This window comes from Luteimonas sp. GW821-FHT14E02 (assembly GCF_058803905.1).
Genome location: NZ_JBXAPK010000004.1, coordinates 37,676 through 58,843 on the forward strand (window position 1 = coordinate 37,676; position 21,168 = coordinate 58,843).

16 protein-coding genes and 2 tRNA genes are annotated in these 21,168 nt (G+C 63.5%); 15 read left to right on the forward strand and 3 right to left on the reverse strand.

The genetic code is table 11. From position 1 onward, the window contains the following. The first annotated feature begins 13 nt into the window (after positions 1-13). From grxD to ppnN, 5 genes are all read left to right on the forward strand, one after another. Complete coding sequence (gene grxD / locus AC1RNP_RS07915) at positions 14-334, forward strand: Grx4 family monothiol glutaredoxin (RefSeq protein ID WP_226470147.1); 321 nt, start codon at positions 14-16, stop codon at positions 332-334. Between the two features lie 5 nt (positions 335-339). Beyond that, positions 340-1,131 (forward strand): SDR family NAD(P)-dependent oxidoreductase, encoded by a 792-nt coding sequence (locus AC1RNP_RS07920; protein ID WP_493050990.1) that lies wholly within the window; start codon positions 340-342, stop codon positions 1,129-1,131. Next, positions 1,128-1,727 (forward strand): YhgN family NAAT transporter, encoded by a 600-nt coding sequence (locus AC1RNP_RS07925; protein ID WP_493050717.1) that lies wholly within the window; start codon positions 1,128-1,130, stop codon positions 1,725-1,727. Before AC1RNP_RS07920 ends, AC1RNP_RS07925 begins: the two co-directional genes overlap by 4 nt. 352 nt (positions 1,728-2,079) lie before the next feature. After that, positions 2,080-5,253, forward strand: coding sequence for a TonB-dependent receptor (locus tag AC1RNP_RS07930; RefSeq protein WP_493050718.1), 3,174 nt, complete (start codon positions 2,080-2,082; stop codon positions 5,251-5,253). A 515-nt stretch (positions 5,254-5,768) separates the two neighbouring features. Further along, positions 5,769-7,157, forward strand: coding sequence for a nucleotide 5'-monophosphate nucleosidase PpnN (gene ppnN / locus AC1RNP_RS07935; RefSeq protein WP_493050991.1), 1,389 nt, complete (start codon positions 5,769-5,771; stop codon positions 7,155-7,157). Between the two features lie 27 nt (positions 7,158-7,184). Here ppnN and AC1RNP_RS07940 read toward each other — a convergent pair whose 3' ends face one another. Then, complete coding sequence (locus tag AC1RNP_RS07940) at positions 7,185-8,237, reverse strand: sensor histidine kinase (RefSeq protein ID WP_493050719.1); 1,053 nt, start codon at positions 8,235-8,237, stop codon at positions 7,185-7,187. Positions 8,238-8,378: 141 nt separating this feature from the next. Between AC1RNP_RS07940 and AC1RNP_RS07945 the strand changes: the two genes are divergently transcribed. The 7 genes from AC1RNP_RS07945 (at position 8,379) to AC1RNP_RS07975 (ending at position 16,411) form a co-directional block, all read left to right on the forward strand. Continuing rightward, the gene (locus tag AC1RNP_RS07945) at positions 8,379-8,897 is read left to right on the forward strand and encodes a GspH/FimT family pseudopilin (RefSeq protein ID WP_493050720.1); all 519 of its coding nucleotides are present in this window, start codon (positions 8,379-8,381) and stop codon (positions 8,895-8,897) included. Then, a complete protein-coding gene (pilV, locus tag AC1RNP_RS07950) occupies positions 8,894-9,367 on the forward strand; it encodes a type IV pilus modification protein PilV (RefSeq protein WP_493050721.1) in 474 nt (157 codons plus the stop codon). Before AC1RNP_RS07945 ends, pilV begins: the two co-directional genes overlap by 4 nt. 2 nt (positions 9,368-9,369) lie before the next feature. After that, positions 9,370-10,548: a PilW family protein gene (locus AC1RNP_RS07955; RefSeq protein WP_493050722.1), complete on the forward strand. Its 1,179-nt coding sequence runs from the start codon at positions 9,370-9,372 to the stop codon at positions 10,546-10,548. A 13-nt stretch (positions 10,549-10,561) separates the two neighbouring features. Further along, entirely contained in the window at positions 10,562-11,074 is a 513-nt protein-coding gene (locus AC1RNP_RS07960; protein ID WP_493050723.1) for a pilus assembly PilX family protein, read from the forward strand. A gap of 17 nt (positions 11,075-11,091) precedes the next feature. Then, on the forward strand, positions 11,092-15,738 hold the full coding sequence (locus AC1RNP_RS07965) for a pilus assembly protein (protein ID WP_493050724.1): 4,647 nt from the start codon (positions 11,092-11,094) through the stop codon (positions 15,736-15,738). 14 nt (positions 15,739-15,752) lie between these two features. Beyond that, positions 15,753-16,205, forward strand: coding sequence for a type IV pilin protein (locus AC1RNP_RS07970; RefSeq protein WP_493050726.1), 453 nt, complete (start codon positions 15,753-15,755; stop codon positions 16,203-16,205). A gap of 129 nt (positions 16,206-16,334) precedes the next feature. Further along, positions 16,335-16,411 (forward strand) — tRNA-Asn (locus tag AC1RNP_RS07975). 52 nt (positions 16,412-16,463) lie between these two features. Here AC1RNP_RS07975 and AC1RNP_RS07980 read toward each other — a convergent pair. After that, positions 16,464-17,021, reverse strand: coding sequence for a GspH/FimT family protein (locus tag AC1RNP_RS07980; protein WP_493050727.1), 558 nt, complete (start codon positions 17,019-17,021; stop codon positions 16,464-16,466). Positions 17,022-17,208: 187 nt separating this feature from the next. Here AC1RNP_RS07980 and uvrB point away from each other — a divergent pair, with 187 nt between their 5' ends. Then, on the forward strand, positions 17,209-19,242 hold the full coding sequence (gene uvrB, locus AC1RNP_RS07985; RefSeq protein WP_493050728.1) for an excinuclease ABC subunit UvrB: 2,034 nt from the start codon (positions 17,209-17,211) through the stop codon (positions 19,240-19,242). Between the two features lie 87 nt (positions 19,243-19,329). Beyond that, a tRNA-Val gene (locus tag AC1RNP_RS07990) sits at positions 19,330-19,404 on the forward strand. A 186-nt stretch (positions 19,405-19,590) separates the two neighbouring features. Here AC1RNP_RS07990 and AC1RNP_RS07995 read toward each other — a convergent pair. Further along, complete coding sequence (locus AC1RNP_RS07995) at positions 19,591-20,025, reverse strand: hypothetical protein (RefSeq protein WP_493050729.1); 435 nt, start codon at positions 20,023-20,025, stop codon at positions 19,591-19,593. 291 nt (positions 20,026-20,316) lie between these two features. On the opposite strand from AC1RNP_RS07995, the gene AC1RNP_RS08000 reads away from it, so the two are divergent. After that, a complete protein-coding gene (locus AC1RNP_RS08000; RefSeq protein ID WP_493050730.1) occupies positions 20,317-21,165 on the forward strand; it encodes an HpcH/HpaI aldolase/citrate lyase family protein in 849 nt (282 codons plus the stop codon). Positions 21,166-21,168 lie beyond the last annotated feature (3 nt).

Genomic DNA, 21,168 nt, shown 5'->3' on the forward strand with positions numbered 1-21,168 from the left:
GAGTTTTTTCACCATGGCCGTTCTCGAACGCATCCAGGCCGAAGTCGAAGGCCATCCCATCGTTCTCTTCATGAAGGGTACGCCGCAATTCCCGATGTGCGGCTTCTCCAGCCGCACCGTGCAGGCGCTGAAGGCCGCCGGCGCCACCGAGCTGCACACGATCAACGTGCTCGAGGAGCCGGAAGTCCGCGCCAACCTGCCGCGCTATTCCAACTGGCCGACCTTCCCGCAGCTGTTCATCCACGGCGAGCTGATCGGCGGTTGCGACATCACGCTGGAGCTGTACGAATCCGGCGAACTCGCGCGCATGATCTCGGAAGTGCAGAAGGCGTGAGCGCGGTGCGGACCGACGGCGAAGCCGCGTCGCAGGGCGCGCACGCCGGTTCCACGCAGGAAGGCTCTGCGCTGAAGGGCAGGGTCATTCTGGTGACGGGCGCCTATGGCGGCCTTGGCCGCGCGGCCGCGCTCGCCTGCGCGCGCGCGGGCGCGACGCTGGTGCTGCTCGGCCGCAAGGTGCCGAAGTTGAATCGTGTCTACGACGCGATCCGGCAGGAGACGACGGCCACCGAGCCGGCCAACTATCCGCTCGATCTCGAAGGCGCCGCGCCGGACGATTACGCCGAACTGGCCGCGCGCATCGAATCGGGGCTTGGTCGTCTCGATGGACTGCTGCACTGCGCCGCCGAGTTCAAGGGACTGGCGGCGATGGAGCGCACCGATCCCGCCGATTTCGCCCGCGCCATCCACGTCAACCTCACCGCGCGCTGGTGGCTCACGCAGGCCTGCCTGCCGCTGCTGAAGCGCGCGGAGGATGGCGCGGTGGTGTTCGCCCTGGATGATCCCGCGCGCATTGGTGGCGCCTACTGGGGCGGTTATGGATTGGCGCAGCAGGGCAGCGCGGCCCTGGTCGGAATGTTGCACGCGGAACTCGCCAGCACCTCGGTGCGCGTGAGTGGTCTGCAGTTGGGCGGCATGCGCACCGCGTTGCGTTCGAAAGCGTATGTGGAGGAAGACGACCGCCTCGCCCTGGATCCGTCGGCGTATGCGGATGCCTGCGTGACGTTGCTGTCGGCTGCCGGAAAGGAGCATCGCGGCACGATCTGGGCCGCGCCGCCCGCGGTGCGCGCATGACGATCGCTTCCGCCGCGCTGCTGCTGTTCCTGATCCTCGATCCGCTCGGCAACGTGCCGGTGGTGCTGAGCCTGCTACGGCCGCTCACGCCCAAACGTCAGCGCATGGTGCTGATCCGCGAACTGATCATCGCGCTCGTGGTGCTGATGCTGTTCCTGTGGTTCGGCAAGTACGCGCTCGAGCTGATGCATCTGCGCCAGGAGTCGGTGTCGATCGCCGGCGGCATCGTGCTGTTCCTGATCGGCATCCGCATGATCTTCCCGCCGCCGGAAGGCCTGATGGGCGAATTGCCCGGCGGCGAGCCTTTCATCGTGCCGGTCGCGATCCCGATGATCGCCGGACCTTCCGGCATGGCCGCGGTCATGCTGATGGGCAGTAATGACCCCGCGCGTCTGGACGACTGGAGCATCGCCCTGCTGATCGCCTGGGTGGCGACGTCGGTGATCCTGCTCTCGGCCACCATGCTCTACAAACTGCTGGGCGGTCGCGCCCTGATCGCCATCGAACGCCTGATGGGCATGCTGCTGGTGGCGATTTCCGTGCAGATGTTCCTCGATGGCATCAGCACCTATCTGCGGCTCGGGCCGACTCCCTGAACGTCGAAACGAATCGACAAGTACTTAGCGGGGATTGCTGAGGCATCCCTGCAGACAATGCCGATAGATCGCGGTCATCGGATGTCGGCATTACAAGTGCCGGAATGTCTTTTTTAGAGTCCCGGCTCCACGAAATTTCGGCGGGGATCGGGCACACTGTGATGGTTGCGAAAAACAGTCATTTGACTGTCATGCAGCCCGGCTATCGTGTTAACCTGTTGTTAACCCCGCGTGACGGCCGTGTGCAGGGACGCAAGGGGTTGGGGACATCCCATTTCGAAATTCTTCTTTGATGCGCGTCTGCGCGCGTCATTCATCCAATCGTCCAAAACTGCTTTCGAGGCCATCACCCATGAAGCAATCCCGCGTCCGACTCTCCAAGCTGTCGCTCGGTCTGATCGCCGCGCTCGCTGCAGCGCCCGCCTTTGCACAAAGCACCTCCGCCGGCGTCGGCGGTCTGGTCACCGGTGCCGATGGCCAGCCGGTAGCGGGGGCTGAGGTCACCATCACCCACGTCGAGTCGGGCACGGTCAGCCGCGCACTCACCGATGCCAACGGCCGTTACGTCGCGCGCGGTCTGCGCGTCGGCGGTCCGTACAGCATCACCATCAACAAGGCGGGTTCCGGTACCGATACCGAGGAGAACGTTTTCCTCACCCTGAACCAGATCAACACCGTCGATGGGCAGCTGAATAACGACGTCACCACGCTGGGCACCGTGCAGGCGATCGCCGCCGGCGGTTCGGAAGTCTTCAGTGCCTCGAAGATGGGCGCCGGCACCAACGTCACGCGCCAGACCATCGACGCGCTGCCGTCGATCGGCGGCAACATCCAGGACTACATGCGCCTCGATCCGCGCGTGGCCTTCGTCGATCGCGCCTCGGGCAGCATCAGCGCCGGCGGTCAGAACCCGCGCTACAACGCCATCCGCATCGACGGCGTGTCCGCGAGCGACACCTTCGGCCTGGAAGGCAACAACATGCCGACGCGCCGTCAGCCGGTGTCGATGGAAGCGATCGAAGCCATCAACATTGACCTGGCCAACTACGACGTCACCATCACTGGTGGCACCGGCGCGGTGGTCGATGCCGTGACCAAGTCCGGTACCAACGAATTCCACGGTTCGGTGTACGGTACCTACCGTGACGGCGACTGGTTCGGTGACGATCCGGAAGGCGAGCCCTTCAACGGCTTCACCAAGGAAGAAACCTACGGCTTCACCCTCGGCGGCCCGATCGTCAAGGACAAGCTGTTCTTCTTCGCCAACTACGAGAAGTTCAAGCAGGCGGCACCGGGTGCCGACATCGCCAACAGCCCGCTGGGCCTTGGCGCGATCGATCCGGCGGATGCGGGCGCGGCTGCGGACATCGCGCGCGCCGGCAACGGTAATTTCCCCGGCTTCGAAGCCGGTGGCCTGAGCAGCAACGGCGACACCGATCTCGAAGAGTATGCGATCAAGCTGGACTGGAACATCAACGACCAGCATCGCGCCGATTTCCGCTACAGCAAGCTCGAGCAGAGCAAGCTGCGCCTGAACGGTTTCAATTCCGGCATCAGGGGCGGCGCTTCGCTCAGTTCCTACTGGTACCAGCACGACAAGACCGTAGAGAGCTACGTCGCGCAGCTGTTCAGTGACTGGACCGATACCTTCTCCACCGAGTTCAAGGTGTCGTACCGCGACTACTCGGCGATCCGCAACACGCCCACCCAGGGCACGCCGGAGATCAGGATCGCTTATGGCAATCCGAACTCGGATGGCGTCGGCCAGAACCCGACGCTGTTCCTCGGCACGGAATCGAACTCGCAGTACAACGACCTGTTCACCAAGACCTGGAACTACTACGGCGCCGGCATCCTGAATCTCGGCGACCATGAAGTGAAGTTCGGCTTCGACTACGCCACCAACGAAATCTTCAATCTCTACGCGCCGTTTGTCGATGGTTCCTACACCTACAACAGCATCGACGATTTCCGCAATGGTGCCTGGAGCTATCGCCAGTTCCGCAACCCGGTCGGTGGCGACGTCAACAACATGGCGGCCGACTACACCTACAAGTCGCTGGGGCTGTTCGTCCAGGACAAGTGGTACGTCAACGACAAGCTGACCTTGACCTTCGGCGTGCGCGGCGACAGCTTCAAGATCGACAGCGACCCGGAATACAACGCTGCCGCGCAGCAAGCTTACGGTTACGACAACAGCGATACCGGCGGCGACAAGTGGCTGTGGCAGCCGCGCTTCGGCTTCAACTACACCTTCGCCACCGAGCGTCCGACGCAGTTGCGCGGCGGCGTTGGCCTGTTCCAGGGCGATTCGCCGCAGGTGTGGCTGAGCAACGCCTACAACACCACCGGTCTGAACTACACCCAGGTCGAGGAATTCGCCAGCGGCGCCACGCCGTCGACCCCGCGCCAGAACGTCAACTTCATCGCGCCGGACTTCGAACTGCCGTCGGTGTGGAAGGCGAACCTGGCGATCGATCACGAACTGCCGTGGTATGGGATCGTGTTCTCGGCCGAGTTGCTGCTGACCGACGTCAAGTCGGCGCTGTACTACCAGCGTCTGGACGTCGGCGCTCCCAACAGCGCCAGCCAGACCGGTCCGACCGCCGGTCAGGATGGCCGTCTGCTGTACTGGCGCAACTCGAATACCTTCAGCAGTGCCCGCGCCAATCGTAATTCGGGCTTCGGTGACGTGCTGCTGCTCGACAATACCGACAAGGGCAAGAGCAACCAGTTCACCGTCAGCCTGGAAAAGCCGTGGAGCGCCGAGAGCGACTGGTCCTGGTCGTTGGGTTACACCCACACCAACGCTGAAGAAGTCAGTGGTCTGACCAGCTCGACGGCCACCTCCGGCTGGAACGTCAACAACATCTTCCAGATCAACCAGGATGAAGCCGATACCGCTCGTTACGAGATCAAGGATCGCATCTCCGGCGCCCTGAACTGGAAGCACAAGTTCTTCGGTGACTACGAGACCAGCATCGGTCTGTTCTACGAAGGCCGCAGCGGCCGTCCGTTCAGCTACATCTACACCAATGATGTCAACGGCGACAGCCGCACCAACGATCTTTTCTACGTGCCCGCAGGCTTGGGTGATGTCGAGTTCAGTGGTGGCGCGGAGATGCAGCAGAAGTTCTTCGAATGGCTGTCGCATAACCCGGAACTGGCCCGTTATGCCGGCCAGGTAGCGCCGCGCAATGGCTTCCGTGGGGACTGGGTGAACACCTTCGACGTCCGCATCAGCCAGGAGCTGCCGGGCTTCTTCAAGGGGCACAAGTCCGAGATCTGGCTGGACATCCAGAACGTCGGTAACCTGCTCAACAAGGATTGGGGTCATATCTACGACTACGGCTTCTTCGCAGATGCGACGGTGCTGCGCGTCGATGGCATCAATCCTGCGACTGGCAAGTACATTTACAACTTCACGACTCCGGAAGCCCCGACCGTGGCCAATGCTGATGCCGACAGCTTCAACGTAGGTGTTTCGCAGTGGTCGGTGCAGGTTGGTTTCCGCTACAAGTTCTGAGAATCAGTACTGCAACGCTTGAGCAAGAACGGCCGGGATTTCCCGGCCGTTCTAGTGTTAGAGTCGTAAAAACAGGGGTATTTCAGCTTTAGAGGGAATTAAAGTATGAACATCCGCTCGATGTTGGTGTTATGCCTGTTGGTGGCCGCAACGATGCTTATCGCGCCCCGCGAAGCGCGCGCCAGTTGCCCCAACGATTGTGAAGCCCAGTTCCTGGAGTGTCTGAGGTACGGAGGGGATCAAAGCTATTGCGAAGACAGACGCGAAGAGTGCCTGCAGGCATGTCCTGTAAGAAGTGGTGGCACTCCGTCAGGCTTTAATCTCGCCGGGTACCAGGAGGCGAAGTGCGGGCAGGCGGAAGGTGCGAGTATCTGCCTGCGGCGCCAAGCTCTCGCGCCGTTGAAATTCGAAGGTTGATATGCACTGAATTTGAAACGGCCGGGTTTCCCGGCCGTTTTCTTTTTGGGTGGGGAGTGAGCTAAAGTCCCCTCCCAACAAGAGACGAAACGATGAAAATGACCGAGACGAGTACGGCGGCGAAGGCGCTGCCGGTGGTGAACGCCCGGATCTATCCGAAGGGCGGGCTGGATGTGCTTTCGCGCGACGAGGTCGCACGGCTGAAGGACGCGTCCAGTGGCGGCATGCACGAGCTGCTGCGCCGCTGCGCGCTGGCGGTGCTGACCAGCGGCAGCGCTTCCGACGATCCGCGCGCCGCGCAGGAGCTGTATCCGGATTTCGACATCCAGGTGCTGCAGCAGGATCGCGGCGTGCGTATCGACCTGATCAGCGCGCCGGCGATGGCGTTCGTGGATGGTGAGATCATCCGCGGCGTCGCGGAGTTGTTGTTCGCGGTCGTGCGCGACCTGGCCTATACCGCCATCGAGCTGGGGCCGGAGTACGCTGCCGATCTCGAATCTTCCGCCGGCCTCACCAACGCGGTGTTCGGCCTGCTGCGCAATGCCCGCATCCTGCAGCCGGCCGAGCCCAACCTGGTCGTGTGCTGGGGCGGCCATTCCATCAGCCGCGACGAATACGAATACACCAAGGACGTGGGCTACGAACTCGGCCTGCGCGGGCTCGACATCTGCACCGGCTGCGGTCCCGGCGCGATGAAGGGGCCGATGAAGGGCGCGACGATTGCCCACGCCAAGCAACGCAAGCGCCGCACGCGCTACATCGGCATCACCGAGCCAGGCATCATCGCGGCCGAATCGCCGAACCCGATCGTGAATCACCTGGTGATCATGCCGGACATCGAGAAGCGTCTCGAAGCGTTCGTGCGCCTTGGTCACGGCATCATCGTTTTCCCGGGCGGTGTCGGCACGGCGGAGGAAATCCTGTATCTGCTCGGCATCCTGCTGCGTGAGGAAAACGCGCAGTTGCCGTTCCCACTGATCCTCACCGGTCCAGTGGCGGCGGCGCCGTACTTCGAGCAGATCGACAAGTTCATTCGCCTCACGCTCGGCGATGCGGCGACGAATCGCTACGAGATCATCGTCGGCGACCCGGCGGCCGTGGCCAAGCGCATGACGGCCGGCATCGCCAAGGTGCGCGAATACCGCATCGCGCAGAAGGATTCGTTCTACTTCAACTGGGCGCTGACGATTCCGCTCGTCTTCCAGCAGCCGTTCGCACCCACGCATGAGGCGATGGCGGCGCTCAATCTACATCACGGACGCAAGCCGCACGAGCTGGCGGCCGATCTGCGCCGCGCGTTCTCCGGCATCGTCGCCGGCAACGTCAAGGAAGACGGCATGCGGCGCATCGAGCAGTTCGGGCCGTTCCAGATCCACGGCGACACCGACATGATGCAGGCGCTGGATGCGTTGCTGCGCGCGTTCGTCGAACAGCGGCGCATGAAGATCGCGGGCGAGTATCGTCCGTGCTACGAAGTGCTGGCCTGATCCTGATGCTTTGTTGAAGCGGGAGCGCTAGCTCCCGTTCGCTTCGCTCGAATTGAGCGGCAGCCGCACGGTGGCGTAGAAGCGCTGACCATCGCTCTGGATGCGCACGCTGCCGCGGCCGCCCGTCAGCGCTTCGATGCGTACCTGCGAAGCGCTCAAGCCCACCTGATGTCCATGCGCGTGCCCGCCGGCAGGTGGCATGGGATTGGTGATGCGCACGGTGACGGCATTGGATGTGACCGTCACCGCGATCTCGACATCGCCACCCGCGGGAATCCGCTCAATGCCGTGCCGGATGGCATTTTCCACCAGAGGCTGGATCGACAGCGCGGGCACGTTGACCGCGGGCATGGTTTGCGGAAGGTGCCAGTGGATCTTCAACCGGTTGCCGAGCCGGAACGCTTCGATTTCGAGATAGCGGCGCACCAGCGACAGTTCGTCGTCGAGCGAAATCTCGCGCGGACCGGCCAGTGCCGCACGGAACAGGTCGGCCAGATCCAGCAACACACGCTCGGCCGCCTCGGGCTGCTGATGCACCAGTGCCGCACCCGTGTTCAAGGTGTTGAACAGGAAGTGCGGACGGATGCGGGCCTGCAGTGCTTCCAGTTCCGACTGCTTGGCGCGCAGCGCCATCTGTCGCGTGCGCCATTGGTTCTGGAACGCGGCTAGCCCGAAGATGCCGACGGTGGTGATGATTCCAAGCGCACGCCACTGCGTCCACGACCATTGCTCGCGCGTGATCTGCCAGATGTCGCGGAACAGGAATCCGATCAGCTCGGTGATGCCCCAAGTGTTGAACAACAGGATGGCGAGCACGACATACGCGATGCGTTGCGGCGGGAGCTTGCGCAGTGGTTTGCGAATCAGATAGGTGGCGGCCAGCGTCCACAGCAGCGTCCACTGGATGGCGATCGACACCAGTCCGAAATAACGCAGCCGATGTTCCTCGCTGCCTGGCGCGAGCGCGAGAACGAGCGCCAGCGCTTCACCGGCGAACAGCATCCAGGCGATCGCGGGCGCTTGCCACAAGGTGTCGAGTGGACTGTGTTGCGGACTGCGTTGTGGAGAGGAAGTGGGCATTGGGTCACATGATACGAGTGGGCCTGTCGCGAGCGGGCTGGCCGCATGCGTCCGTCGGAGCCATCCGACCGCTTGTCCCGAATCCGCTTGCCCGCCGATGGCGGGCCGCTAACCTTGGCATATCGAGGGGAGGGGGTACATATGCGATTCGGGCCGGCTCGCGGTTTCACGCTCGTGGAACTGATGATCACAGTTGCCGTGCTGGCAGTCATGGCTGCGATCGCGTTCCCCAGCTTCGAGGGTGTCATGCGCTCCAATCGTCTCGCCACGGCGACCAACGAAATGATCGCCTCGCTCACGCTCGCGCGCAGCGAGGCCATCCGTAGTGCGCGACCAGCCAGCGTCTGCGGAAGCACGGACGGTACCGTCTGCGCCGACGACTGGAGCGGAGGATGGCTGGTGTGGGACGACACCAACGGCGACGGCGCGATCGATGACGGTGAAACGCTCGTGCGCTTCGTCGAGGCGAACGACAGGATGACGGTCACCGGACCGGAGGATGGCGTGATCACCTTCGACAACCGCGGCCGGCGCGCCAACGCGGACGATCAGGAAGTCGTCCTCCGGGCGAAAGAGTGCGGGAACTCCGATCTGCAGGTCAGGCTGGAGATCACGACCACGGGCCGGGCGAGTGCCGGTCCCAGGGAGACTTGCTCATGAGTTTGCAGCATCGTCGCATGAGTGCCGCGCGCGCCGTGCGCGGCTTCAGTCTGATCGAGGTCCTGATCGCGATCCTGGTGCTGTCCTTCGGACTGCTCGGTCTGGCGATGCTGCAGACCATGAGCGTGCGCTATGCGGAAAGCTCGAACTACCGTACCCAGGCCACGAACATGGCTTACGAGCTGCTCGATCAGATCCGCGTCAATCGAATCAATGTCGCGGCCTACGAGGGCACCTATACGGCCACGACCAGCGCGACGTCCTGCGTGCCGGCCGTCGGCAATGGCCTGACTACGACGCAGTACCTCACGGCGTGGCGCTGCCGCCTTGGCAGGACGCTGGGCGCGGGCGCGACGGCCACGGTGACCCACGCAGCTGACGACGCAGTCACGGTGGCCATCAGCTGGGATGACGAGCGCTGGACCGTCGGATCCGATCCTCTCACCTTTGCGGCGACGACCCGGCTATGAACATGCGGCGCAACAGTCAGGGCCTCTCCCTGATCGAACTCATGATCGCGATGCTGATCGGCACGATCCTGATGCTGGGGTTGTTGCAGGTATTCAGTGCTTCGCGTGCGTCCTATCAGTTGTCGGAAGGCTTGAGCCGCACGCAGGAGAACGGCCGGTTCGCGGTCGACTATCTGCAACGTGACATCCGAATGGCCGGCCATTTCGGCTGCGTCAACGATCAGGCGCATGCGCAGCAGTCTCCGAGTGGATTGGATACGACATTCGGTGCCGGCGCCGAGGAAGGTTTGCAGTTCGCAGTGTCGATTCGCGGCTACGAGGCCACGGGCACTGCGCCCGGCGCCACGGGCGTGGCGATCTCGGAGAACCCCACGGCGGGCAGCACGGCGTTCACTCCCGCCTTGCCGGCCGAGATCGCCAATGCGACGAGCAATCGCATCGCCGGCAGCGACATCATCGCGCTGCGCTATTTCGCTCCCGAGGGCGTGCCGATCACCGCCATCGGTGGTTCTGGCGGCGCTCCGACGTTCTCGTTCGATTCCTCGCGTTGGGACGTGCTGCGCAGCGGCGTCGACGATCCCGGCCTGTTCGGCGTGGCCGACTGCATGAACGCCACCGTGTTCGAGGCGGGCGACGAGAGCACCAACGAGATGATCGTCATGGACGATGACGCTCCGGAAAACGAAACGCCTTTCAGCAAGGTATTCACTGCGGGTCAGGCGATGCTGTATCGCGCCGAGAGCGTCGTGTACTACATCGGTCTCAACGATGATGCCGCGAACCCACGGCCTTCTCTTTATCGTGTGCGATTCCGGACCACACCTGGCGGTGTGCTCGAATCCGACCCGCAGGAATTGGTCGAAGGCGTCGAGAACCTGCAATTGCTGTACGGCCAGGATCGCGAGTTGAACGCCGCCAACCCGCCCACGGGATACGTCGATCGCGTGGGTACGGCGGCAGTTGTCAATGCGGTCGCACCCGTGGACAACAGCTGGCGCCGGGTCGGTCTGGTGCAGGTCGGTCTGCTGGCTGCGAGCGATAATCGCGCCGCGTCGGCCCAGGCGGAAGCGGCCGTCTCGCCATCTTCCCTGGGCGTGGGCTTCACGCTGCCCGACGATGGCCGCTATCGCACGGTCTATCAATCCACGGTCGCGCTGCGCAACCGGCTGTACGGGAATTGACGCGAGGCTCGCCATGAAGAATCGGAAACCCGAATCGATGGTTCCCTACAGGCAACGAGGCGCGGTGCTGTACGTGGCCTTGATCATGCTGATCCTGATGGCCCTGATCGGCATCGCCGGCATGCGCGTAATCGGCATGCAGGAACGCATGTCGTCCAACTACAACCGCGTCAATCTGGCGTTCCAGAACGCCGAGCTGGCGGCGCGAGACTCGGAAGCGGACATCAGCGACAGATTGTCGGCCACCGGCACCTTCGCCGCCGATCAGGAAGTGTGTTCGCCGACGTTCGATCCGGCGAGCTGGGCCGACGGCAACGATACCGCGCGCCCTCTCGGCGATGTCAATGAAGATACCTATATCCGGCGTGTCGATCGCTGCTTCGCGGCTTCCAGCCGCCGCATCGGCAACAAGGAAAACGAAGAGACGGGCAACATCTACGAAATCACGGCGTTGGCGAGCGACACCAACGACGATGACGACACCCCCAGCGCCAGTGCGGTCATCGACACAGTGTTCATTCCCTGAGGACCGCGGAGACAACTATGACCATCCCAACATGGTTCCGCCTTTCCGCGGTCGTACTTCTGGTGACGCTGCTGGTCACCCGTAGCGTCGATCTCACGGCCGGCAGCAACGACTACGACGTGTCGCAGGTGCCGTTGTTCTCCGGCCAGAGCGATCCGCCGTTGATGATGCTCGTGATGTCGCGCGATGAGCAGTTGTTCAACAAGGCCTACACCGACTATACGGACTTGAACGGTGACGGCCTGCTGGACATCACCTACCAGGACGCGTTCGATTACGCAGGCTATTTCGACTCGAAGCTCTGCTACAGCTACGGCAGTGGCCGTTTCAAGGCCACCGGTCCGGCGACGGGCCATTCCTGCTCGGGGCAAACGGGGCGCTGGAGCGGCAACTTCCTGAACTGGGTGACGATGAGTCGCCTCGACGTGCTGCGTTTCGTGCTTTACGGCGGACAGCGCAGTACCGACGACACGACGACGGTGCTCGAGCGCGCCAATATTCCAAGCGACCTGCATGCCTGGGTGAAGGTATACAGCGGCTCCGATATCGGCAATTACGCGCCGCTCACGGGGGTGCAATCGTTCTGCAATACGAGCACCAGCAGTACCGGCGCGCCCTTCATGCGCGTGAAGTCGGGCAACTGGTCGGAATGGGCGGCCACGGCATTGCAGCAGTGCACCGTCGGCAATGACAATCCGGATCGTCCCACTGGCGTCGACAGCACCTACACCGTTCGCGTGGAAGTTTGCGATCCGGCGGGAGCCGCCGCGAATCGCCGCGAAAGCTTCTGCCAGAAATACAGCAGCGGCACGACCGACAGCTACAAGCCGGTGGGACTGCTCCAGACATACGGAGAGACCGGGCGCCTGCGTTTCGGCATGGTCAGTGGTTCGTACTCCAAGCCGCGCAGCGGTGGCGTGCTTCGCCGCAATATCGGCAAGCTGGCGGGCAACAGCGGCACGAACACTGGTTGCATTGCCGGTGACGAAGTGGATCTCAGCAATGGCCGCTTCTGTAACCAGACCGACAACGCCGAAGGCATCATCAATACGCTGTCGCGGTTCAAGCTGACCCAGTGGAATTACAGCAGTGTCTGGAACGACTGCAACAACTGGGGTTATCTGAATCGACAGGGATATCCCGACGCGGGACAGGGCGCGCTCAACAATCCAGGCACGGGCACCAACAACTGCAGTGCATGGGGCAATCCGCTGGCCGAAATGTATGCGGAAGCGCTGCGCTACGTGGCGGGCGAAACCACGGCCACGGGAAATTTCACCGGCGGAACCGATCTGACCGGCCTGCCGTCCACGCTCACCTGGCTCGACCCGTATCGCGCCACGGCCCAGGGCGGCAACTCGTTCTGCGCGACCTGCAACATCCTGGTGATGTCCTCGGGTCTGCCGTCGTTCGACAGTGACGAGGTTCCGGGCGTACCGCGGATCGCCGGCGCCGCCACCGCGACCGATGGCCTGGGCACGCGCGAGAACATCAACGGCAATTACATGATCGGCCGTGTCGTCGCCAATCAGACGGAGCTCGCCGTCGGCAATTCCGTCAATACCCACGAAGACATCTGTACCGCCAAACCATTGAGCGAGTTGTCGAAGGCGCGAGGCATGTGCCCGGACGTGCCGTCGATCGAAGGCAGCTATCTCATGTCGGGTCTGGCATTCCAGGCGAAGATCACCGACATGCGGCCGGGCTTGCAGAATAAGCCGGCCAGCTTCAAGAACACCGTGACGACCTATGCGGTGGCGATGGCCGAGAACCTCCCGAAATTCGATATTCCGATCGGGGACGGCAAGATCACGCTGTCGCCGTTGTGCCAGGCGAACAAGTCCGGCTCCGCCTTGATCAATGGCGGCGACAGGGACCGGAACTGGCGTACCTGCTTCCTGGGATCGGTGGGCGTCGGCGCGAAGGCGTCCGCGGTCTCGCCCAATCACGTCTACGGCCGCGCACTGACGGCCAACGGAAACGCGGGCAGCTTCTCCCTGGTCTGGGAAGATTCGTTGTGGGGCAACGACCACGACAACGACGTGGTCTCGATGATGACCTACTGCGTCGGCGCGACCTGCGATGCCAACACCAATCCGAAGAACACCGGCTACACCGGCAAGGACATCTGCTGGCGCTCCGATTCGCCCGTCTGCGCGGGCGGGTCGCCGAGTGTGGCCGCCAACGAAGTGCTGGTGCGCATCGAGAACCTGTCCGCTTACGCCGGCAACGCGATGATGACCGGCTTCGCCGTGACGGGATCGAACAACGATGGCGTCTATCGCCTGGCCCTGCGTCCCGGCAGCAGCGACGGCTCCATCCTGACCGTCACCGCCGATCCGCGCACGGACTGGTACAAGCCGAAGGTGATGAAGTTCACCGTCGGCACCAGCAACGCCAAGCTGCTGGAAAGCCCGCTCTGGTACGCGGCGAAGTACGGCGGTTTCAAGGACGCCAACGGCAACAACCAGCCTGACCCGGGTGAATGGGACAAGCGCGTGGCGGGGACGCCCGACAACTACTTCCTGGCCCGCGACCCGTCCAAGCTGAAGTCGGAGCTCGATCGCATCTTCGCGGAAGCGGCTGGCAACAAGGCGCCGACGGGCGGCGCCGGCGGTGGCGCGCGCATCACCGGCAATTCGTTCACGCTGGAAGCGACATACGAACTGACCGACAAATCGGTCAACGACTGGATCGGCAACGTGCGCGGTGTCCAGGTCAATCCCGATGGTTCGGCGGGCGACGAGATCTGGAGCGCCGCGGCCAAGCTGCCGCCCGCCTCCAGTCGCGACGACATCTTCATGGTGGTCACGCCGACCGAGATCAGAGCCGACGGAACGGTGCGCACGCCTGCCGCGTCCAGGACGTTGACGGGCAGCAACATCCCGGGTGGAACCCGCGAAGCCAAGCTCGCGGCGATGGGCATGACGATCATTCCCACGTGGTTCCGCAGCACGTACACGGTCGACAATCTGGTGGCCTACATCAAGGGCGACCATGCCAACGAGCGTGGCACGGGCGGCGATCCCAACAAGACCTTGCGCAACCGCAGCTCCGCGCTGGGCGACATCATCAATTCGACGCCTGAAATCGCCTCGCCGCGCGATGATTATGGTTACGACTCCTGGGCGAGCTTCACCACGGTGGACTGGAAGCGGGAGCTGGGCGGGAGCTACAAGGATTATCTCGAAGCCAAGGCTTCCCGCGACCCGGTCATCTACGTTGGCGCCAATGACGGCATGCTGCATGCCTTCAACGCGAAGAACGACACTACGGGCGGCACCGAGCTGTTCGGCTTCATTCCTTACGGGTCGCTGGATCATCTGGCGAGCCTGGCCGATCCGAACCTGCTCCACCGCTATTATGTGGATGGCGCCATCACCACTTCCGACGTGCCGTCCACCTCGACGGGCAACTGGCGCACGCTGCTCGTCGGCGCCACGGGAGCAGGCGGCAAATCGGTGTTCGGCCTGAACGTGTCCAACCCCGGAGGCTTCACCGCCAACGATGCGCTGTGGGAGTTGAGCGGCAGCACGATCAACGACCTCGGCATGGTCATGGGCAAGCCCATCATCGTGCCGATCAAGGGCAGCAGCGGGCGGCCGCGCTGGGTGGCGATCTTCGGCAATGGCGTCAATTCGGATTCCGGCGCGCCGGTGCTGTTCGTCGTCGATGCCAACAACGGAACCGTGCTGTCACGCCTGAAGCCAATAGGCGCCGACTACGCCGTGCGCAACGGCTTGATGAGCGTCGCGCCCGTGGCGCTGACGAACAATGACGGCATCGTCGATACCGTCTACGGCGGCGACCTGCAAGGCAACGTGTGGAAGTTCAATTTGTCCGAGACGAATCCGGACAACTGGAGCGTGGCTTACAGTGGCGAGCCGCTGTTCACGGCGAAGATCGGCACCGTCGCCCAGCCGATCACCGGCGGCATCGAGGTCACCAGCGGACCGAGCGGCGGCGTCAGCATCTTCTTCGGCACCGGCCGCTATTTCGCCGTGGGCGACAACACCGTCAGCAGTAATCCGCCGGTGCAGAGCCTGTACGGCATCTGGGACAACCAGAGCAACGAGCGCATCACCGGCCGCGACATGCTGATCGAGCAGACGATCTCCAATGTCGCAACGTCCGGTGGCTACGACACACGCGATGTTTCAAACAATCTGGTCACCTACGGCACCAAGCGCGGCTGGTACATCGACCTGAAGGTGGGAACCAACGCCAAGGGCGAGCGGTTCATCGGCACACCGAGGATCCAGAACGGCAAGGTGATCTTCACCACCTACGAAGGCGTGGACACGACCTGTTCGGCCGGCGGCGGCATCAACTGGCTGTATGCGTTGAACCTGCTGACGGGCGCGGGCGGCATGTCCGGCGTCTCGAACTCTCGCGGCGGCAACCCGGTGTGCACGGGCGAGTGTGGCGCGATCTCCCTCAACAAGGACGGCAAGAACATGCCGCCCGTGAAGGATACGAACGTGTTCGTGCCGCCGACGCCGACGCTGGAAGAGTTGCAGGCCCTCTGCGACCCGACCACGCCGGGCTGCCTGCAGCAGCGCATCAACGCCAAGATGTGCACCTTCGTGCTGCGCGCGCCAGGTGCGGATCCGCTCTACTTGCCGCGACCCTGCGGCCGTCAATCCTGGCGACAGGTCCGATAGGTGGGATGATGTCCATGATCGCTTTCAAAGTGGCAAACATGCGCAAGCCCCGCCGCTTCACGTCCCGCGGGTTCACGCTGATCGAGTTGATGATCGTGGTCCTCGTGATCGCGGTCATCGTCGCGATCGCGTATCCGTCCTACGTCGAGTACGTGCGCAAGTCGCGTCGTGCGCAGGCGAAGGCGGATCTGGTGGAGCTGACGCAGCGCGCGGAACGCTTCCACACGGTCAATAACACCTACGCGGGATTCTGGGCGACCATTCCCGACGAGGAGAAAATCTCGCCTCGGAACACGGAGCGTCCCTTCTACAATCTGGCTCGTGACGGGGACGATGCGGACGCGGACGAATTCGTCCTGACCGCGACGCCGGTCGACGGAACGGACCAGACGAACGACAGGTGCAGCGAGCTGGGCATCAACAGCGTGGGCGCCAAGACTCCGACCGAGCCGGCTGAATGCTGGTGACCCCGATGCCCGTGTGCCGTGCCGCAGTCGCATGGCACGGTTGAAACGGGCATCCGGCCAGCATTAATCGCAGTCGTGGCCGCGCAATGGGTTGCGAGCGCGCGACCTCGCCATTAATATTGCGTCCCCGCCCGAATAGCTCAGCCGGTTAGAGCACTTGACTGTTAATCAGGGGGTCGTTGGTTCGAGTCCAACTTCGGGCGCCATGAATTCAAGCACTTAAGGCCGCGAAAGCGGCCTTTTTTGCGTCGGCTCCGTTCAGCGCCGGTCCCCGCAGGGACGATCGCCCGATGCGCGCCGCGATCGCACCCGGCCGACGTTGTTGACGGCTACTTCGCCGTTCAGTTTTCCATCGCTGCAGATCCGGATGATCAGATTGTTGCCGCCAGCGCGCCCGTCCGGCTGGAAGCGGACGTATTTCCGACTGGCGGTGCTCCACAGCACCAGATGGCGGTCGGAGCGCTCGACCACCTGAAGGACATCCTTGTCGCTTCGAGGCTGTCCCTTGCGCAGGCGATCGCGGAAGACCATCCAGCCGCCGTCCCAGACGCTGTCCTGACGACAGCGGCGGCTGCCGTCCGTGATCGGGCAGACGGTGACCGGCGTCGCCGCCGAAATCGCCGCCATGCGTGCCGACGCCAGCGAGGTGGAGAGCAGGGACATGCCTGAAGCCACGCGCTGGTAGGTCAGAATCCGCTTGAAAGAAGGGACGCCGGCACCCATCACGATCGCCAGGATGGCAACAGCGGCGATCGCCTCGATCAACGTGAAGCCTGTCTGACTGCGTTTCATGTCCTGCTCCGTTCCGGTCTCCATTCTTGAGACGGATTTTCCGGAGCATGTGCGGATCGCAGAATCGGCGCCCGGCGATGCGGGATGTCAGGATATCCCGGCCGAATTTGTCGGCAACGATCCCACAGCGGGTTGCTCGAAGCGGCCTTCCTGCTTGACGAAGCCCGGGCCGGGAAGCCGCTAAACTAACGAATTGACCCTTGGCGCCCGTATGAACGACGCATCCAACAGCGCGGGATTCCAGCTCATCGCGCCTTACCAGCCAGCCGGCGATCAGCCGCAGGCGATCGCACGCCTGGTCGAGGGCTTCGAGTCGGGCCTGGCGCGGCAGACGCTGCTGGGCGTGACCGGCTCCGGCAAGACCTACACCATCGCCAACGTGATCCAGGAGATACAGCGGCCGGCCCTGGTGATGGCGCACAACAAGACGCTCGCCGCGCAGCTGTATGGCGAATTCAAGGCGTTCTTCCCGCACAACGCGGTGGAGTATTTCGTCAGCTACTACGACTACTACCAGCCGGAGGCCTACGTCCCGTCATCGGACACGTACATCGAGAAGGACAGCTCGGTGAACGAACACATCGAGCAGATGCGCCTGTCGGCGACCAAGGCGCTGCTGGAGCGGCGCGATGCGATCATCGTCTGCACGGTGTCGGCGATCTACGGCCTGGGTGATCCGAGCGAGTACTTCAAGATGGTGTTGCACATGGTCAAGGGCGAGCGCATCGATCAGCGCGAGCTGATCCGCCGCCTGACCGAGATGCAGTACACCCGCAACGACACCGAACTGCGCCGCGCCACCTATCGCGTGCGCGGCGAAGTGATCGACGTGCATCCGGCCGAATCCGATACCGAGGCGCTGCGCATCGAATTGTTCGACGGCGAGATCGAGAAGCTGACGCTGTTCGATCCGCTCACCGGCGAGACGCAGCGGACGCTGTCGCGCTACACCATCTATCCGAAATCGCACTACGTCACCACGCGCCGCACCACGCTGGACGCGATCGAAGCGATCAAGCTGGAATTGCCGCAGCGGCTGGAGCAGTTCTATTCGCAAGGCAAGCTGGTGGAGGCGCAGCGCCTGCAGCAGCGCACCCAGTTCGACCTGGAGATGATGGCCGAGGTCGGCTACTGCAACGGCATCGAAAACTACTCGCGTCACCTGACTGGGCGCATGCCGGGCGAAGCGCCGCCGTGCCTGTTCGACTATCTGCCGCCGGACGCGCTGCTGGTGGTGGACGAATCGCACGCCACCATTCCGCAGATCGGCGCCATGTACAAGGGTGACCGCTCGCGCAAGGAAACGCTGGTGGAATTCGGTTTCCGCCTGCCGTCGGCGCTGGACAACCGGCCGTTGCGTTTCGAGGAGTGGGAGGCGCGTTCGCCGCGCAGCATCTATGTCTCCGCCACGCCGGGCCGGTACGAGCAGGAGAAGACGGAAGGGCAGATCATCGAACTGGTGGTCAGGCCGACAGGACTGATAGACCCCGAAGTCGAGATCCGCCCGGTGGCGACGCAGGTCGACGACCTGCTCGGCGAGATCCACGAACGCGTCGCGCTCGGCGACCGCGTGCTGGTGACCACGCTGACCAAGCGCATGGCCGAGAACCTCACCGAGTACCTCGGCGAGCACGGTGTGCGCGTGCGCTACCTGCACTCGGACATCGAAACGGTGGAGCGCGTGGAGATCATCCGCGACCTGCGCCTGGGCAAGTTCGACGTGCTGGTCGGCATCAACCTGCTGCGCGAAGGCCTGGACATGCCCGAGGTGTCGCTGGTGGCGATCCTCGATGCCGACAAGGAGGGGTTCCTGCGCTCGTCCGGTTCGCTGATCCAGACCATCGGCCGCGCCGCCCGCAACCTGCGCGGCAAGGCAATCCTGTACGCGGACACGATCACGCGCTCGATACAGGCCGCGCTCGATGAGACGGGCCGTCGTCGGCAGAGGCAGCTCGAGTTCAACGCCGAGCACGGCATCGTGCCGAAATCGGTGGCCAAGCCGATCGTCGACATCATGGAAGGCGCGCGCAGCGTGCCGGCGGCCGAGAAGCGCGCCCGTGGCCAGGCCAGGCGCGTGGCCGAGGAGGCCGCCGAATATGCCGTGCTCGATCCGGCCCAGCTCGCGTCCAGGCTCAAGGCGCTGGAGCAGGAGATGTACCAGCACGCCCGCGATCTGGAGTTCGAGGCGGCGGCCCGGGTGCGCGACCAGATCCGTCGGATCAAGGAAGCCGCGCTGGCCGGCTGAGCCGGGCGCCCATGGGAAGCGATAGGCCTCTTCAGGCGCCGCTCGCTTGTCCCTCCCCCCGCCGTCAGCTAGAATTCGCGTCCCTTCGGGCGGTTAGCTCAGCGGTAGAGCACTACCTTGACATGGTAGGGGTCACAGGTTCGAACCCTGTACCGCCCACCAATTGAATCAACGGCTTATGCCGTTTTTAATTGGTCAGTCACTCGTCAGTACGAGAAAGTACCTGCGAGACGGCCCCAGATGCAGTGGGCGCCCTTCTGCCTATCGGCTTTTTCATTGGAGCCGACATCCTTTAATCAATCCCTCCCGCCGCATCACGCGCGTCAGGAAGTGCCCTGCGGGATCGCTTTACTTGGCCGGAGTCTGCCGATCGATCGACTTCAGCAGCAGGTCGGTCATTTCTGTGAGCCTGGCGCATTTCGAGCCATAGCTATCGCGCATGGACGGATCGTCGTATTTGTCCATGGCGAGCAGCATCAGTTTCACGCGCTTCCTGTGCGGAGCGATGGCTTCCCGCTCCCAGTCGATGGCCTGGCGCTTGCCGTCCGGGTGCTTGAGTTGCCAGTCGGAGGTATAGATGCGTCGCGAGATCAGCACCGCGTTCCTGGACATGTTGCGCATGATGTCCCCGGATTGCTTCCGGCCGCTGCTCTCCTGCGAGTCGGCGATGAAATCGTAGTAGCCGGCGCATTCCGCGTAGAGCTGGGCGGTGCCGGCCTTGCCCGGTTCGATGGAATCCGGGTCCGCCTGCGCGGACGCGCCGAGGGCCAACGCGATCGTCATCGACAGAAACATAAGTCTCCTTAGGTCCCGCAGACACGGGTCCGTAATCCCTGGACGCTTCCGGATGTGTATCGCCCCTGGCCGGTACTCTAGCATTGCCGCCCCACGCGCGAGGATGGCGAGGAAGTCCGGCAGTCGCCGGCCAGACTAGGCAGCGGACTGGCCCTGCGCAGGAGTTTTGCTTGCGCGCATCACGCAGCAATCAAAAGAATCCCTATCGTTTGAATATGGCCGGGATATCCAAAATGTGATGTCTCTTGGCGCACACTCCGCGCATGACGGCGAAGCCCCATGCGTAGCAAATTGTTCGTACCGGGTGTTCGGCCGGAACTGTTCGCCAAGGCGCTGGCCGGGGAAGCGGATGCGTTGTCGCTCGATCTCGAGGATTCGGTCGCGGACGAACGCAAGGCGGAGGCGAGAGCCGCGGTGGCCGGGTTCATCCGGTCGGATGCGGCCCGCGATGCCGCCAAGCTCATCATCGTCCGCGTGAATGGACCCGACAGCGGCCATTTCGAGCAAGACGTGCAGGCCGTCGCACACGACGGCGTGGCGCTGCTGAACATCCCGAAGATCGAATCGGCCGCCGAACTGCACGCGGCGATCGACATCCTGCAGCGTGCCGAGGCCACGAACGCCGTGTCGCAGCCGATCCGGCTGCTGGTCAACATCGAAACGCCAAAAGCCATGGCGCATGCGGCGGACATCGCCGCGGCCGATCCGCGCGTGGCGGGACTGCAGCTGGGGCTGGGCGATCTGTTCGAGCCACACGGCGTCGATCGTCACGACGTTGCCAACGTGCACGCGACGATGTTCGCCGTGCGCATGGCGGCGGCCCAGGCCGGTGTGTTCGCCGTCGACGGGGCTTTCGCCGATCTGGAGGACGCGGCGGGGTTTTCGGCCGAAGCGCAAATGGCGCGCCGGCTCGGATTCATGGGCAAAAGCTGCATCCATCCGCGGCAAGTGGCGTTGGCGAATGCGGCGTTCGCGGTATCGGAAGAAGAAATGGCTGCGGCGCGTCGCATCGTGGACGCTGCACGGTCGGCGGTGGAGCAGGGGCGCGGCGTTTTCGTCGTGGACGGGAAGATGATCGACCTGCCGTTCCTCAAGCGCGCCCAGGCCATCGTTGCGGCCGCGCGATGATGC

Excerpts from the sequence above, each read along its gene's own strand:
- AC1RNP_RS07955 (WP_493050722.1), top strand. The coding sequence starts at position 9,370 with ATGCGGCGCAACAGTCAGGGCCTCTCCCTGATCGAACTCATGATCGCG.
- AC1RNP_RS07930 (WP_493050718.1), top strand. The coding sequence starts at position 2,080 with ATGAAGCAATCCCGCGTCCGACTCTCCAAGCTGTCGCTCGGTCTGATC.
- AC1RNP_RS07925 (WP_493050717.1), top strand. The coding sequence starts at position 1,128 with ATGACGATCGCTTCCGCCGCGCTGCTGCTGTTCCTGATCCTCGATCCG.
- ppnN (WP_493050991.1), top strand. The coding sequence starts at position 5,769 with ATGACCGAGACGAGTACGGCGGCGAAGGCGCTGCCGGTGGTGAACGCC.
- AC1RNP_RS07965 (WP_493050724.1), top strand. The coding sequence starts at position 11,092 with ATGACCATCCCAACATGGTTCCGCCTTTCCGCGGTCGTACTTCTGGTG.
- AC1RNP_RS07945 (WP_493050720.1), top strand. The coding sequence starts at position 8,379 with ATGCGATTCGGGCCGGCTCGCGGTTTCACGCTCGTGGAACTGATGATC.
- uvrB (WP_493050728.1), top strand. The coding sequence starts at position 17,209 with ATGAACGACGCATCCAACAGCGCGGGATTCCAGCTCATCGCGCCTTAC.
- AC1RNP_RS07980 (WP_493050727.1), bottom strand. The coding sequence starts at position 17,021 with ATGGAGACCGGAACGGAGCAGGACATGAAACGCAGTCAGACAGGCTTC.
- AC1RNP_RS08000 (WP_493050730.1), top strand. The coding sequence starts at position 20,317 with ATGCGTAGCAAATTGTTCGTACCGGGTGTTCGGCCGGAACTGTTCGCC.
- AC1RNP_RS07970 (WP_493050726.1), top strand. The coding sequence starts at position 15,753 with ATGATCGCTTTCAAAGTGGCAAACATGCGCAAGCCCCGCCGCTTCACG.
- AC1RNP_RS07995 (WP_493050729.1), bottom strand. The coding sequence starts at position 20,025 with ATGACGATCGCGTTGGCCCTCGGCGCGTCCGCGCAGGCGGACCCGGAT.
- pilV (WP_493050721.1), top strand. The coding sequence starts at position 8,894 with ATGAGTTTGCAGCATCGTCGCATGAGTGCCGCGCGCGCCGTGCGCGGC.
- AC1RNP_RS07940 (WP_493050719.1), bottom strand. The coding sequence starts at position 8,237 with ATGCCCACTTCCTCTCCACAACGCAGTCCGCAACACAGTCCACTCGAC.
- AC1RNP_RS07960 (WP_493050723.1), top strand. The coding sequence starts at position 10,562 with ATGAAGAATCGGAAACCCGAATCGATGGTTCCCTACAGGCAACGAGGC.
- grxD (WP_226470147.1), top strand. The coding sequence starts at position 14 with ATGGCCGTTCTCGAACGCATCCAGGCCGAAGTCGAAGGCCATCCCATC.